Raw genomic sequence first — 14,162 nt, 5'->3', positions numbered from 1 at the left:
CGAAACGGACCGTCAGGGGCTTCGGGTGGCCCCGGCCCTCGCTTCATCGTAGGCCACTACCGGGCAGGATGGCGGGCGGCTCACCGCTTGCGGGCTCCCATGCGGTTGCGACCGCCGGGCAAACTCGCGGATGCCCCGCCCAATCTCCGTGGCGATTCGTTGCAAGGCCTGCCGGTGACCATCCGCGATTGCATCGTAGCCAGCCGAGACCGGCTGGCTCGCTATGCTGTGGCAGGTCATCGTCTCCTGAGCATTTGACGGCTGTATGCTCCATACGGCGTCAATCAGCACGTGCGACCCGGGCCACGTCTCAAAGCGTTGCACTTGCACCGAAACGCGGTACAGCGGCACCCCGTCCGTGCGCGCCAGTCCGTGCACGTCAAGCGCGCCCGACTGCCGTGTCGCCGTTGCCAGCAATGCAGTGCGGATTTCATCCGGCAGCGGCGATGCCCAGCGATCGTCCTCCAGCACCTTGACCTGAGTGGCGTTCACGTGAACGACGAGCTGGCTCCTTGCCAGCGCGGAAGGCACGGTAACGGGCCGCATATCGATCAGAACGGCGGGGCTTGCGGTGCGATCCGCCGTGGCCGAACCGCCGCCGGAGGCAAGCGTATAGAACCGGCTCGGCGGTGAACCACACGCCGCCAGAACGGCGAGACTGACGCCCGCGGCCAGCCGAGCGCAAGCGCGCACCCAGAAAGACTGAAGCAAGGTCACGGCCGGTCCCCCTTCTTGCCGAACAGAAGTGCCTGGGGATGGCGTTCCAGATAATCCGCGAGCGCATTGAGAGACTGCAGCGTACGGGTCAATTCCTGCATCGCATCCTGTACATCCGATTGCAACGGCGCCGCCTGCTGAAGCGTCGCCTCAGCGGTGCCGAAGGTCCGCTGCGCTGCCGCCAACGTATCCCGAGCCTGTGGAACGACCTCCGTATCCAGATGACCGAACAGCTTGTTGGCGTTTTCCAGCGCGCCGTTCAGGTTGGCGCCAATCTTGTCGAACGGCACCTGATTCAGTTTCCTGGCAATGTCCGCGATCTGCACCTGCAGTTCGTCGAGCGTGTTCGGCACAGTCGGCAGTTCGATCGGATTCTGATGCACATCCACGGTCGCGCGCGGTGCTTTCGGGAACATGTCCAGCGCGACGTACAACTGACCGGTCAGGAGGTTGCCGGTCCGCAACTGGCCACGCAACCCTTCCATCACGAGGTGCTGAAGCAACTCGTGCCCGCCTGGCGTGTTGGGGGCCGGTAGCGCCTCGCTGCTGCGCCGGCTGAGCCGGTCGGGATAAAGCGCCATCGAGACCTTCATGCTGAAACTCTTGTCCATTTCGCTGTATTCAATACCTATTTCCGTCACCTGACCCAACGCGATTCCGCGCAGGTCCACCGGCGCGCCAACGGACAGTCCGCGCAGCGACTGGTTGAATCGCATCACCACGTTGAGGGGTTGTCCGTCCGGCTCGCGCATCGCGTCCGACTCGTCGGCCGCGAGTCGAAACACCGCCTTGTCAACGGCCTGTTGTCCGGCGTCCTGACCTGGCGGAGACTGAAACGCGAGACCTCCCACAACCACTGTCGCCAGCGACTGCGTGTTGATCTTGAGCCCGCTAGAGTCGAGCCGAAGATCGACACCGCTCGCATGCCACCACCGGGTGTTCGTCCCGACATACTGGTCGAACGGCGCATTGACAAACACGTTCACGATCACGCCCGAGCCGTGCGGGTCGAGTGAAAAGCCGACCACCTGGCCCACCTGCACACGACGGTAAAAGACAGGCGCACCGATATCGACCGACCCCAGCGAATCCCCGCGCAACGCGTATTGATGCCCCGGTTGGCCGCTAGTGACGATGGGAGGATTCTCGAGTCCGACAAACTCCGTCCGGCTTTCTGACTTTTGCCCGATGTCCACACCGATGTACGCGCCGGAAAGCAAAGTACCGAGGCCCGAAATGCCGTTGGCCCCCACGCGCGGCCGAACCACCCAGAAACGCGTGCCTTGCGTCGCGAATTTTTCTGCCTCCCTGGTGAGTTGAATTTTCACCATCACGTGCTGAAGATTCTTTGTTAGCGTAATGGCCTGCACGGAGCCGATGTCGACATCCTTGTACTTGACCTTCGTTTTGCCTGCCTCCATGCCGTCCGCGTTATTGAACGAAACCGTGACTGTCGGCCCTTTTTCGGAAATGGATTGGGCCACTAGCGCAATGCCGATCAACGCCGAGATCAGGGGAACTAACCAGATCAATGAGGGGAGCCAGCGTTTTCGCGGTTTGATGTCAGGAAGGGGGAGATCAGGAAGATGCATCGCTAGAGGATAGTGTTGCTGATTTTCAGTTTATGGATGCGACGGAGCTACGAACTCGTGCGGATTCGACATCCCCCGAACGCGGCTGTGCGCAAGGGACCTTGTCCCAGGTGAGCCGCGGGTCGAACTGATGCGATGCCAGCATGGTGAGGATCACGACCGCCCCGAAAGCGAGCGCGCCCGGACCCGCGGTAACGAGGGCAAAGGAGCCGAAGTGCACCAGGGCAACCGTGAGTGCAACAACGAAGACATCGAGCATCGACCACCGGCCAACGCGCTCGACGATACGAAACAGCCTCGCGCGTTCGAGCGGGCGCCAGTCCGAACCCCGGCGAGCAGTCAAGGTCAGCAGTGCGAGAACCGTGAGTTTGAGCAGCGGCACCATAACGCTCGCCACGAAGATAACCACCGCGAGCGGCCAGTCTCCCGAGCTCCAGAAGTAGCCGACGCCACCGAGAATCGTGTCGTCCTCCGAGCGGCCGAGCGACGAGGCATGCATGATCGGCAAAAGATTCGCCGGAATATAGACGATCGCTGCGGCGACAAGCAGACTCAGCGAACGCGTCACACTGTCCGCGCGGCGCCCGTGCAGCAGCGAGTCACATCGCGAACAGTGCTGATGCGGCTGATGCGCGATTGCCGTCTGAACCAGGCCGCAGGTATGACACGCCAGCAGTCCTGCATGTCTTGCCGTGAGCCAACCCGTGGCTCCTGTTTCCGGCGAGCCGGAGGCGTCACCCGGCTCAAAGCGGCCGTCACTGACGCTTCGCTGGGGAACGTCATTGGGCCGGCACCCCTTCATTTCGTCGCAAACCTCCCACAGCACGGCAGGGTCGAATGCGGCGACGATAGCCAACATCACGGTCAATGCGCCGAATGCAAACAGGCCCGGCCCAGGAATCACCTGCGCGATGCTCACCATTTTCACGATCGTGATGAGCACCCCGAGCATGAATACCTCGATCATTCCCCACGGTCGAACGAATTGAATCAGGCGAACGACCCGATTGAAGCCAGATGGCCGTTTGCCCATCAGAACCGGAACCAGCAGGTAAAGAACGGCGAGCAACTCCGTCAGGGGAAACAGCATCGACGAACAGAACACCATGCATGCGACAACACGCATGTGTTCGTCCCACAGCGATTGCACTGCACCAAACAGCGTGGTCTGCGAGCCGATCCCGTTTGTCTCCAGCCGTAATACCGGGAACGCCTGCGCAATAACGAAAGTAATCAACCCAGCGACGGTCAAAGCACAGATCGCCTCGAGCGACAGACCGCTGCGATGCAATCCTTTGAAACCCGCACCGCACCGCCGGCACTGTGCAACTAGCCCACTGTGGCGCGGCGGTTTGCGGAAAAGCAGATCACACTCGTGGCAGGCAATCAGGTTCCGATGTTCCATGCTGGGACACGTCACTCTTTTGACGTCACGTGCTGCTGGGCGGACGGCAATTCCCCCATCGCCTGGAACAGTGCAGCGGTATCGGTCATGCGCTGGCTTCCGGCGCGCACGGCGCCCAGCTGCGCGGTGAGAAATCGCTGCTCACTGGCATGCTGCGCCGTGGACGGCAACGAACCGAGACGGGCGCGCGACGCAGTTTCGTCGAAGGCCGCACGGGCCGCCTGCGCCGCTCGTTCGGTAGACGCCAGCGACTGCGCGTCGTTATCCAGCGCGGCAAGCGAATCCGCGACATCCTGGAATGCCGACAGAACTGTCGACTTGTAGTGCAGAACCGCGGCATCGTAGTTATCGATCGAGGCCCTGCGTTGCGCGAACAACGCCCCACCATGGAAGATCGGTTGCGACAGGCCCGCCCCGATCGCCCACAGTCCGCCTGCGCCCGAGAGCAGCATCGGCCAGCTAAAGCCACCGCGGCCCATCGAGGCCGTCAGTGACAGGCTCGGAAAGAGTTGCGCGGTCGCGGCGCCGACGTCGGCCGCGGCCGCTTTCACCGCGGCGTCGGCCGCCATAATGTCAGGGCGCGAACGCAAAAGATCCGATGGCACGGCGACCGGCACGTGATCGGGCAAAGACAGGCTGTCGAAGTCGGGGACCACCGGTGCGTCGTCCGGCGTACGCCCCATCAGCACCGCCAGCGCGTGGACGGCTGTGGCGCGCTGCTGCCGCAAGGGCGGCAGACTAGCCGCAATCGACTCCGCGTCGTCTTTGGAATTCAGCGCCTGCACGTGGGAAAGCGATCCGAGCGTGTAGCGTTGCTGGTCCTCATCCGCCGTTTCGTTCGCCACGGCAACGAGCCGTTCGGTGAGCGCGATCTGACGATCGAGCGCCGCCACATTGATAGCCGTGCCGACGATGTTCGCGGCGAGCGCACGCCGGGCCGCTTCGAGTTCATAGCCCTGCACGTTCACGCGGGCGGCAGCCGCCGCGTTGGCGTAGCGCGTCGCGCCGAAAAGGTCGAAGGTGTAGTGCGCCTGAATCTGCCCGGCGAAAAAGTTGTATCGGACCTCGGTCGGACCAATGCCGGGCACGACCGGTGAACGCGCCCGTTCCACCTGGGCGGCGGCGTCGATCGAAGGCAGCGTGGACGAACCGACCTGCGCGCGCAATTCCTCTTGCGCGGCCGAAAGCGTGCGCTGCGTCGCTGCAAGCGTCGGACTGTTGCGCAGACCTTCCTCGACCAGCGCTTCGAGCGCGTCGGACCGGTACAGCCGCCACCATTGCGGCACCGCCGTCGAACCGATATCGAACTGCTGGGCGACGCCATTTGCCACCACCGTCTTCGACGGCTGCGCCTGCGCGCCGTAATGGATGGGCGAAGGCATCGCCGGCGGCTCGCCGCTGGGACCGAACGAGCAGGCCGTCAGCGCGAGCGCCGTAGCCACGGCGAGAACGGACGTCTTATAGACAGGCTTCATGATCAGATCTCCGTATGCTCGACGACAACCGGTTGCATCCCGCGCTCATCTCGCCGGATCCTGAAGCACGCCGCATACAGTGCCGGGAGGAAGAAAATGGTCAGTCCCGTGGCGATCGTGATACCACCCATCAGCGCAGTCGCCATGGGCCCGAAGAACGCTGAACGCAGGAGCGGAATCAGGGCGAGCACGGCGGCGGCGGCCGTCAGCATGATCGGCCTGAAACGCCTCACGGTTGCACCGATAATCGCGTCGAAGCGCCCGTGCCCCGCCGCGATGTCCTGGTCGATCTGATCGACCAGAATCACGGAGTTGCGCATGATGATGCCGAACATGGCAATCACGCCGAGCAACGCGACGAAACCAAAGGGCTTGCCGAACAGCAGCAGCGCAGCCACGACGCCGATCAGCCCGAGCGGCGCCGTCAGCACGACGATAAACGTCCGCAGGAAGCTCTTCAGCTGGATCATGAGCAACGTCAGCACGGCGATGATCATCAGCGGCATCTCGGCGTTGATCGAGGTCTGGCCTTTCGCACTTTCTTCGACCGCTCCGCCTACCTCAATGCGATAACCAACCGGCAGCGTGGCTTTTTGCTGCGCCAGCGCGTGCTCGATATCGCGGGTCACGTCGATACCCTGCGCGTCGCCCCGAATGTCGGCCTGTACCGTGATCGTCGGCTGCCGGTCGCGCTGCCAGATCACGCCGTATTCAAGCGTGTCCTTGATGCGTCCGAGGGAACCCAGCGGGACCGGACCGTTCGGAGTCGGCACCGCGAGGCTGGTGAGCTTCGAGGGATCGACGCGCTCGCCCTTCGGCGCACGCAGATCGACGTTGATCAGCTTGTCTCGCTCACGGAACTGCGTGACCGTGTAGCCCGAGAGCGTCATGGCCAGGAAGTTCGATACATCCTCCGAGGTGACACCAAGCTGGCGCGCCCGGTTCTGATCGACTTCGAACGAAATCGACCGTTCTGCCGGCTCGTCCCAATCGAACTGGACGTTACGCGTGCGCGAATCGGCACGGACCTTGTCAGCTACCTCTTGAGCTATGGAGCGCACGGTCGCGATATCGCTGCCGCTCACCCGGAACTTGATCGGGAAACCCACCGGCGGACCGTTCTCGAGCCGCGCCACACGCGCACGCACGCCGGAGAAATCCTTCTCGAGTTTCGCATCGAGCCAGCGCATCAATTCGTCGCGATCTTCGACACTTTTTGCGGTGACCACGAATTGCGCGAAGTTGGGCTGCTGGAGTTGCTGATCGAGCGGCAAATAAAAGCGCGGCGCGCCGGTGCCCACGAAGTCGACGAAGTGGTCGATCTCGCGCTTGCCGTCGAGCGCCGTTTCGAGACGCTTCGTTTCACGCAGTGTCGCCTCGGACGAAGCGCCTTCCGGCAACCGCAGGTCGACGAGGAGTTCGGGCCGTTCCGAATTCGGAAAAAACTGTTGCGGCACGCGCGTGAACGCTGCCATCGCGATCGCGAAAAGCACCGCGGTGACGCCAAGCACGGCCCAACGACGCTCGATACACCACGATACCCAACCCGAAAGGCGCTGATAGAAGCCCGTGTTGTAAACGTCGTGCTCGTGATGGTGGCCGCCGGCCTGGCCCTTGCGCTCAGGCAGCATGTGAAAACCCAGCAACGGAACCAGCACGACGGCCGCGAACCACGACACGATCAGCGCAATGGCCGACACTTCGAAGATTGAGCGCGTGTATTCCCCCGTGCTCGATTTCGCGAGCGCAATCGGCAGAAAACCGGAAACCGTGACGAGGGTGCCCGTCAGCATCGGAAAGGCCGTGCTCGAATACGCGAAGGCCGCGGCGCGCGTCCGGCTCCAGCCCTGCTCCAGCTTCACGGCCATCGTTTCGACGGCAATGATCGCGTCGTCGACGAGCAGCCCCAGCGCGAGCACGAGTGTGCCAAGCGATACCTGGTCCAGCCCGATATTGAACACATGCATGCACAGCGCCGTCACGGCGAGCACGATCGGAATCGAAATCACGACGACCATGCCGGTGCGCAGGCCGAGCGAAACGAGGCTCACGACCAGCACGATTGCTACCGCTTCAGCGACCGACCTGACGAACTCGTCCACTGAATGCTTGACCGCGTGAGGCATGCTCGAGACGGGAGCCAGCTTGAGTCCCGCCGGCATGGCGGCTTGCAGTTCGGCGGTTTTCGCGTCAAGCGCCTTGCCGAGGCTGACCACGTCGCCGCCCTTTTGCATCGTCACGCCAATGCCGAGCACCGCCTGCCCGCCGACACGCATCTCGGTGACCGGCGGATCGTCGTAGCCACGCGTGATCTTTGCGATGTCGCCGAGCCGGAACGTGCGTTTGTTCACGGTGAGGAGCGTGTCCGCAAGCGCCTGCACGTCCTTGAACGCGCCGCTCGGGCGCACGAACACCCGGTCGTCCGCCGTGGTGATGGTGCCGACCGGCGTCACCGTGTTCTGTGCGTCGATGGCCTGCGCGAGCTGCTGCGGCGTGATGGAGAGCCGGGTCAGTTGCGCATTCGATATTTCGACGAAGATGTGCTGGTCAGGATCGCCGAAGTAGTCGACCTTGGCGACACCGGGCACACGCAGCAGCACCGTGCGCAACTGATCCGCGTAGTCATGCAGTTGCGCGGGTGTATAGCCATCGCCTTCGAGCGCATAAATGTTCGTGTAGACGTCGCCAAACTCGTCGTTGAAGAACGGTCCAACCGTTCCCTTCGGCAATGTCGCGGCGATATCGCCCACTTTCTTGCGCACCTGGTACCAGGTCTCGGGGACTTCCTTGACCGGCGCCGAATCCTTCATGGCGAAGAAAATCATCGACTCGCCGGGCCGCGAGTAGCTCTTAATGTTGTCGACATACGGCGCGGCCTGCAACTGACGGCCGATCCGGTCCGTGATCTGTTCCTGTACCTCGCGGGCGGTCGCGCCCGGCCAGTAGGTTTTGACCACCATGGTGCGGAACGTGAACGGCGGATCTTCCGATTGAGCAAGCTTCGTATAGCCGATCACGCCGAACAGCGTCGCAAGCCCGATCAGAAATATCACGAGCTGCTGATGGCGCAACGCCCACGCGGACAGATTGAAACCGCCTTCGCCAGATGCCTCGGCGTTTGGCGGGATGGCGGGCGCGCTGTCGTGCGCGGCTTCACGGTCGCGGGCGTTCATGACGAAAAGTCCTCCGGATGGAGCGGAGCCACGACCTGCACGTGCTGGTTTGCGCTCACAGCGTGAACGCCTTGCATCACGACACGGTCGCCGTCGTGGAGTCCGCCCACGACAGAAACGGTCCGCTCGCCGTAGCGCACGATGCTGACCGTGCGCAGTTCGAGGGTGTCTCCGCCGGCGCGCACCACCCATACCGCAGGGATTTCGCCCTTGTGGAATAGCGCCGTCACAGGCAGAGCGAACGGCGCCGCCTGGGCCACGTCGCTGGCGGCATCGAACGCCACATTGGCCGTCATGCCGACGCGCACTTCCGCGCTCGGCGCGGCTAGCGTGAGTTTCACGCGCCACGTTCGGCTTTGCGGATCGGCAGCGGGCGACACTTCGCGCACGCTCGCCTCGAAGCTTTTGCCCGGCAGCGCGGACAGGCTCACGCGCGCCGTGCTGCCGACGCTCAACGCGCCAAGCGCCTGTTCGGGTGCGTCGCAGACGATGTCCACGCTGCCCGTCCAGTCGATGTGATAAACCGCCTGATCCGCCTGAATGTTCTGGCCGGTGTCTGCGTCCTCCGATTTGATGACTCCGTCGTGGTCTGCGGTCAACGTGGCGTAGCGCAGGTGATCGGTGGCGAGCGCCATTAGCGCGAGCGCCGAATCGCGCTGCGCAAGCGCGGTAGCGTACGCGTCTTCGGTCTGTTCCATCTGCGCCGGTGCAATCAGGTGTGCCTGGATCTGAGCCTGATCGCGATCGAGCTGCTGCTTTGCATACACGAGACGATGTTCGGCGGCGTCCAGTTGCGCACGTGCATTGACGAGGTTGTTGCGCAGATCGGTAGGGTCGAGCAGCGCTACGACTTGCCCCGCCTTGACGGTGTCGCCCAGATGAACCTTTCGCTCGATAACCTTGCCGCCGACGCGAAACGACAGCGGTGTGGAGTAGCGCGCCTCCACTTGAGCCGGCAATGAGGCAGTCGGCGTGCCTGCGTCGGCATGAACGGCGAGCGCGACAACCGGTTTGGGCTGCGGCGGCGCGACTTCACCGCGGTGGCAGGCCGAGAGCAGAATCGCCCCACAAGCCGCAACGAGCAGACGCCCTGTGAATGGTGGGCGGGCGATGGAAGAAAGGAAGGGACGCGCCAATGTCCGCGCGTTAAGACCGGATAGTTTCACGATGTTTACAAGGCAGGTGATGGTCTAGCAATAAAAAATAGGCGAGGCATAGGAAGACGCGGTGCGTCCGGCGGCATGCGCTTGCTCGATGCGCCAAGGACAATCCCGTGCGCCTTTAACTTAGCATTCCTACTTGCCCCTTCTGATACGAACCGCTTGCAACTGTTCATACTTCTTCATTGCACGCGGGTGGATACCGTCGCTTCACATTTCGTCTACGCAAACGCCGATTCTCTGGCTAAGGTGACATTAGACCCATAGTTGATTAACTTGTCAATAATGACGCGTAAATCTAAAATATGACGATACCAAGAACCTGGAGCCGAGATGCCTGATATCCCGAACGCCCGTACAAACCGGCAACGCGCGCAGACGTTGCGCGGCCCGGCCCATGCGGTTGAAGCGCGCCAACCGCGCGGCGCCCGTCGCAAGCGCGAAACCCGCGCCCGTCTGCTCGACGCCGCACTGAGGCTGATGGCGGAAAGAGGAATTGATTCGGTAGCCATCAATGACATCACCGAGGCCGCCGACGTCGGCTTCGGCTCGTTCTACAACCACTTCGGGTCGAAGGAAGGCATCTTCGCGGCGCTGGTCGAGTGGGTGTTCGAGGAATTCGCCGATACGCTCGATCAGCTCGCCCGCGAGCTTTCCGACCCGGCCGAAATAGTCGCCGTCTCAGTGCGCCACACGCTGATGCGCGCACGCCGTGAACCTGTATGGGGACGGCTTCTGATCCGTGAGGGATTTTCGGTGCATGCGCTCGGCTGGGGGCTCGGTCAACGATTGCTGCGCGATAGCCAAAGAGGCATTTCCGCGAAGCGCTTTGTCGTGCCTGATCAGCTGATGTGCGTGGTGTCGGTCACGGGCATCATCTTCGCGGCGATCGCCGCCGAGTTGCACTTTGCCGTATCCGTTGCGCCGACGGTCCGGCGGCAAAAAGCGTCAGGAGTCGGCGAACAGGATTTTGCGGAACGGGTGACAGCGGTCGTGCTGCAGGTGCTTGGACTCAAGCGCGCAGAGGCAGAAAGAATCGCGCACCTGCCGTTACCCACGAGCAGGCCGGAAACCAGGGTTTGCGGAGCAAAATCGCGCGCCTGCTGATCAATGCATGCCATCCCCGTAAAACGCGCTCGCCAGATAGCGACCGCGGAGTGCGCGCAGGCCCGCAGCCAGAATTGCGCTCGCTGGAAGCGCGAGCAGGACACCAAAGAAACCGAAAAGCTGGTCGAATGCGAGCAAGGCGAAAATCACCGCGAGCGGGTGCAGGCCGATCCGCTCGCCGACGAGGCGCGGCGTGAGAATGAAACTTTCGAGAATCTGGCCGATGCCGTACACGACCACCACCGCGCCAAAGCCATACCAATTGCCGAATTGCAGCAGTGCAGCGAGAAGCGCGAGCGCCAGTCCGGTCGCGAATCCGATGTACGGAATGAACACGGCGAGCCCGGTAAAGAGACCGACGGGCAGCGCGATCTCGAAGCCCGCGATCGTCAAGGCGACTGGATAAAATGTAGCGAGCGCCCCCATTACGAGCAGTTGGCCGCGCAGGTATTGCGACAGCATCTGGTCTATGTCTGTCAGGAACCCTCGCGTTTTGCCCAGCCACGGTCGCGGCACGAAGCTTTCAAGGCGAGCAAATGCCTCATGCCTGTCATAAAGCAGATAGAACAGGACGAGCGGCACCAACACGATGTTGCCCACGACAGTAACCATCATGTTGCCGCTCGTGCGCAGTGACTGCCACGCAGCCACTGCAATGGCCTGTTCGCTCACCTTCAGGTCCGTCGTCAACATCTCGCGGACATGGCTGAAATCGAATGAATAGCTTAGGCCCAGCAAGGCCAGTTTGGGTTGTAACCATGCGTTGAGTGCCGCTGCCAGAGCAGGAATCCGCACAATCAGTTCAGGCCCCTCCTGATGGATGACGGCAAACACGAGCAGAACGAGCAACGCGGCCATCACCCCGAACAGAAGCATCATTACGAGCGCGGCGAGACCGCGCGGCGTGCGGTGGCGCACCAGCCACTCCACTCCCGGTTGAAGGACATATGCGATGAGCCCGCCAAGCAGGAACGGCGTAAGGACCGGGCGCAAGATCCAAAGCAGGACGCCAGCCGTCAAGGCCACCGCGCCCCATAGCAAGGCGTGGCGATGGTGCAAAGTCATAAGTGCAACGTAGGGTAAATAAATCGGGGGCGTCCGCATTGGGATATCGCCTGGGAACGGGGGGCAGGCTCACGCCACTAATGACATTATTATCATATTTGGTTTGTCGGTCAACTATGACATAAAAATGGCTTACGCCGAATCTCGCGGGTCGGCTTCTCCCGGCTGGCAAGTTCCGGATCCGTGACACGCTTAAGTTGACATTTATATCAGTTATGAGTTTAATACCACAAATGCTTGACACCGACCGCCGGCAGCAGCCAAACCGTTCGTGGGACGCCGGTTAAATTTTTTGCAGGATTTCCTATGGCGCAACAATCCAGACCCCAAGGCGTGCAACCGAAACCCCATGCCGTTCACGATATCGTGCAGCATGCATTGCGCAGCGCCGCGACAGCCGCAACAGCCAATGGCGCTATCGACGCGCTCGGCGACGCCCTGCTCGAACTCGAACGCCTGGTTGGAAACAGCAGCCAGCAGACGCACTGAGCCGTTACGGATTCAGACAGGACGTTCCAATGGAATACATCGAAAGCTTGCGTCTGTTTCGCACGATCGTCGAGGTCAAAAACTTTCGGCGCGCGGGGGAAATTCTGGGCTTATCGCCGTCGGCGGTCTCGCGCGCGATCGCTTCTTTGGAGGGCCGACTAAGCTCGCGCCTGTTCCATCGCTCCACCCGCCAGTTTTCGCTAACAGAGGTTGCCGAGCGCTTTTATGACGGGTGTTGCCGCATCCAATCCAGTTTTCAATCGCGATGTTCTACTTGACGGATTGGGTATTGGTGTACTGCCTGCAAGCTTTATTGAGCAGGACATAAAGGCAGGGAGGCTAGTCCGTCTGCTGGAAGAGTTTGAAATCGCGGATACGGCGGCCGAAGTCCGCCTCGCTTACAGCGGGCGAACGCTTCTACCCGCGAAAGTGAGAGCGTTTATCGACCACGCCGCGGAATTCCTCGAAGAGGCGTGAAGTAAAGCGCGTCAGAAAGCCTGAAGCCGGATAGATGGCGAGAGAAAAACCCAGCCTCTCCAACTCATCCGGCGCAAGCTCGCGCCCGCTAAGCGCGCAGCGGTCTCAATCCCGCGCGAACCTCTTGCGCAAAGAGAAGCGGCTGCTCCCACGCCGCGAAGTGCCCACCCTTTTCAGGCCGGTTGTAATAGATGAGATTGTGATACGCCCGCTCCGTCCAGCTACGTGGAGCCTGATAGTTCTCACCGGGAAAGGCACTGATAGCGGCTGGCACGGAGACATCGGCGGCCGCGTAAAAGTTGAAATGCGATTCCCAATAGAAACGCGCTGCGGAAATTCCCGTGTTTGTCAGCCAGTAAAGGGTGATGTCGTCGAGGACGTCGTTCCGGGTCAGCTCGCCCGATGAGTGTCCGTTGATCGTTCGCCCGTATACGGCCGAAGTGAGTGCCGACGCCGGCTGGCCATAGCCGTCCGGGTGATCGAGAAGCCAGCTTGCCAGTGCCACGGGCGAGTCGGACAGGCCGTAGAGCGTTTGAGGGCGCGTACCCTGCTCCAATGCGTAGGCACGCCGCTTCGACAGCGCGCTCAGTTGGTCATAGGCGAGTTTTTCTTCGGCCGAGAGGCCGGCTGGCGCCGGATCGTTGACTTGTAGCGCCTTTGCGATCTCGGGTGGAACGGTCGCGGGGAAGTTGACGTGAATGCCGATCAATTCAGGCGGCGCCTGTTTAGCCATCACATTTGCCAGAATGCCACCCAGGTCGCCACCTTGCGCCGCGAATTTCGCATATCCCAGGCGTTTCATCAGCACTACCCAGGCACGAGCCGTGCGCTCCGGACCCCAGCCGATTTCCCTGGGTTTGCCTGAGAATCCGTAGCCCGGCAACGAGGGAATAACCAGATGGAAAGCGTCCGATGCGCTCGCACCGTAGGCCGTCGGGTTGGTCAGCGGGTCGATGACCTTCAGTTGCTCTATGACCGAACCGGGCCAGCCGTGCGTGACCACGAGCGGCATCGCGTTTTCATGTTTCGAACGCACGTGGATGAAATGGATATCGACGCCGTCGATCTCGGTCACAAAGTTTGGCAGCGCATTTAACTTCGCTTCCACCTTGCGCCAGTCGTAATCGGTCGACCAGTGATGCGCGAGTTCCTGAATCAGCGCGAGCGGCACGCCTTGCGAATCATCGGTGACCGTTTCCCGATCCGGCCATCTCGTCGCCTTAATGCGTCGCCGCAAATCGATCAGTTGCGACTCGGGCACATGGATGCGAAGCGGACGTATGGCCGTTTTGTCGCCACCCGTCGGTTGGGTAACGTCAGTGATGGCCAGTTTCGTGTCCGCAAAGGCAAGCTGACTCAATGAGCCGGCGGCAACAGCGGCCGCTGCCACACTAACAAAGCGACGGCGAGAGGGAGATTGGGGAAGCATGTTGTCTGACATAAGTTTTCCGATTGTCGAAAAAGCGATGTTCTCGATGAGTCGCAGCGTGGTCTCACACGCT

General features: G+C 61.8%; 10 protein-coding genes and 1 pseudogene. 3 read left to right on the top strand and 8 right to left on the bottom strand.

Annotated features, from left to right (window positions below):
• Positions 1–12 precede the first annotated feature (12 nt).
• From B0G75_RS03100 to B0G75_RS03075, 6 genes are read right to left on the bottom strand one after another with little or no spacing between them, the layout of a single operon-like run.
• Complete coding sequence (locus B0G75_RS03100; RefSeq protein ID WP_181309144.1) at positions 13–717, bottom strand: membrane integrity-associated transporter subunit PqiC; 705 nt, start codon at positions 715–717, stop codon at positions 13–15.
• Positions 714–2,309, bottom strand: coding sequence for an intermembrane transport protein PqiB (locus tag B0G75_RS03095; protein WP_106300515.1), 1,596 nt, complete (start codon positions 2,307–2,309; stop codon positions 714–716). The genes B0G75_RS03100 and B0G75_RS03095 overlap by 4 nt, the downstream gene beginning before the upstream one ends.
• 25 nt (positions 2,310–2,334) lie before the next feature.
• Complete coding sequence (locus B0G75_RS03090) at positions 2,335–3,714, bottom strand: paraquat-inducible protein A (protein ID WP_106300513.1); 1,380 nt, start codon at positions 3,712–3,714, stop codon at positions 2,335–2,337.
• A gap of 11 nt (positions 3,715–3,725) precedes the next feature.
• The gene (locus B0G75_RS03085) at positions 3,726–5,189 is read right to left on the bottom strand and encodes an efflux transporter outer membrane subunit (RefSeq protein ID WP_106300511.1); all 1,464 of its coding nucleotides are present in this window, start codon (positions 5,187–5,189) and stop codon (positions 3,726–3,728) included.
• Positions 5,190–5,191: 2 nt separating this feature from the next.
• Complete coding sequence (locus tag B0G75_RS03080) at positions 5,192–8,362, bottom strand: efflux RND transporter permease subunit (protein WP_106300509.1); 3,171 nt, start codon at positions 8,360–8,362, stop codon at positions 5,192–5,194.
• Positions 8,359–9,474 (bottom strand): efflux RND transporter periplasmic adaptor subunit, encoded by a 1,116-nt coding sequence (locus B0G75_RS03075; protein ID WP_258194239.1) that lies wholly within the window; start codon positions 9,472–9,474, stop codon positions 8,359–8,361. Before B0G75_RS03075 ends, B0G75_RS03080 begins: the two co-directional genes overlap by 4 nt.
• A gap of 381 nt (positions 9,475–9,855) precedes the next feature.
• Between B0G75_RS03075 and B0G75_RS03070 the strand changes: the two genes are divergently transcribed.
• Positions 9,856–10,629 (top strand): TetR/AcrR family transcriptional regulator, encoded by a 774-nt coding sequence (locus B0G75_RS03070; protein ID WP_106300505.1) that lies wholly within the window; start codon positions 9,856–9,858, stop codon positions 10,627–10,629.
• On the opposite strand, the gene B0G75_RS03065 is transcribed toward B0G75_RS03070, so the two are convergent.
• Positions 10,630–11,694: an AI-2E family transporter gene (locus B0G75_RS03065; RefSeq protein ID WP_106300503.1), complete on the bottom strand. Its 1,065-nt coding sequence runs from the start codon at positions 11,692–11,694 to the stop codon at positions 10,630–10,632.
• Positions 11,695–12,000: 306 nt separating this feature from the next.
• On the opposite strand from B0G75_RS03065, the gene B0G75_RS03060 reads away from it, so the two are divergent.
• A complete protein-coding gene (locus tag B0G75_RS03060; protein WP_106300501.1) occupies positions 12,001–12,183 on the top strand; it encodes a hypothetical protein in 183 nt (60 codons plus the stop codon).
• A 29-nt stretch (positions 12,184–12,212) separates the two neighbouring features.
• Positions 12,213–12,660: pseudogene (locus B0G75_RS03055) on the top strand (LysR family transcriptional regulator).
• A gap of 88 nt (positions 12,661–12,748) precedes the next feature.
• Here the strand turns inward: B0G75_RS03055 and B0G75_RS03050 are convergent.
• A complete protein-coding gene (locus tag B0G75_RS03050) occupies positions 12,749–14,101 on the bottom strand; it encodes an epoxide hydrolase family protein (RefSeq protein ID WP_106300499.1) in 1,353 nt (450 codons plus the stop codon).
• Positions 14,102–14,162: the final 61 nt, after the last annotated feature.

The sequence above is a fragment of the Paraburkholderia sp. BL18I3N2 genome, assembly GCF_003001875.1.
In the GTDB taxonomy this organism is placed as follows: domain Bacteria; phylum Pseudomonadota; class Gammaproteobacteria; order Burkholderiales; family Burkholderiaceae; genus Paraburkholderia; species Paraburkholderia phytofirmans.
Note: the sequence above shows the minus strand (reverse complement) of the source record. Positions and strands in the feature narration are given on the sequence as shown.

What these genes read in the sequence shown, in the direction of transcription:
- B0G75_RS03060 (WP_106300501.1), top strand. Translation starts at nt 12,001, where the DNA reads ATGGCGCAACAATCCAGACCCCAAGGCGTGCAACCGAAACCCCATGCC.
- B0G75_RS03085 (WP_106300511.1), bottom strand. Translation starts at nt 5,189, where the DNA reads ATGAAGCCTGTCTATAAGACGTCCGTTCTCGCCGTGGCTACGGCGCTC.
- B0G75_RS03050 (WP_106300499.1), bottom strand. Translation starts at nt 14,101, where the DNA reads ATGTCAGACAACATGCTTCCCCAATCTCCCTCTCGCCGTCGCTTTGTT.
- B0G75_RS03095 (WP_106300515.1), bottom strand. Translation starts at nt 2,309, where the DNA reads ATGCATCTTCCTGATCTCCCCCTTCCTGACATCAAACCGCGAAAACGC.
- B0G75_RS03065 (WP_106300503.1), bottom strand. Translation starts at nt 11,694, where the DNA reads ATGACTTTGCACCATCGCCACGCCTTGCTATGGGGCGCGGTGGCCTTG.
- B0G75_RS03080 (WP_106300509.1), bottom strand. Translation starts at nt 8,362, where the DNA reads ATGAACGCCCGCGACCGTGAAGCCGCGCACGACAGCGCGCCCGCCATC.
- B0G75_RS03070 (WP_106300505.1), top strand. Translation starts at nt 9,856, where the DNA reads ATGCCTGATATCCCGAACGCCCGTACAAACCGGCAACGCGCGCAGACG.
- B0G75_RS03090 (WP_106300513.1), bottom strand. Translation starts at nt 3,714, where the DNA reads ATGGAACATCGGAACCTGATTGCCTGCCACGAGTGTGATCTGCTTTTC.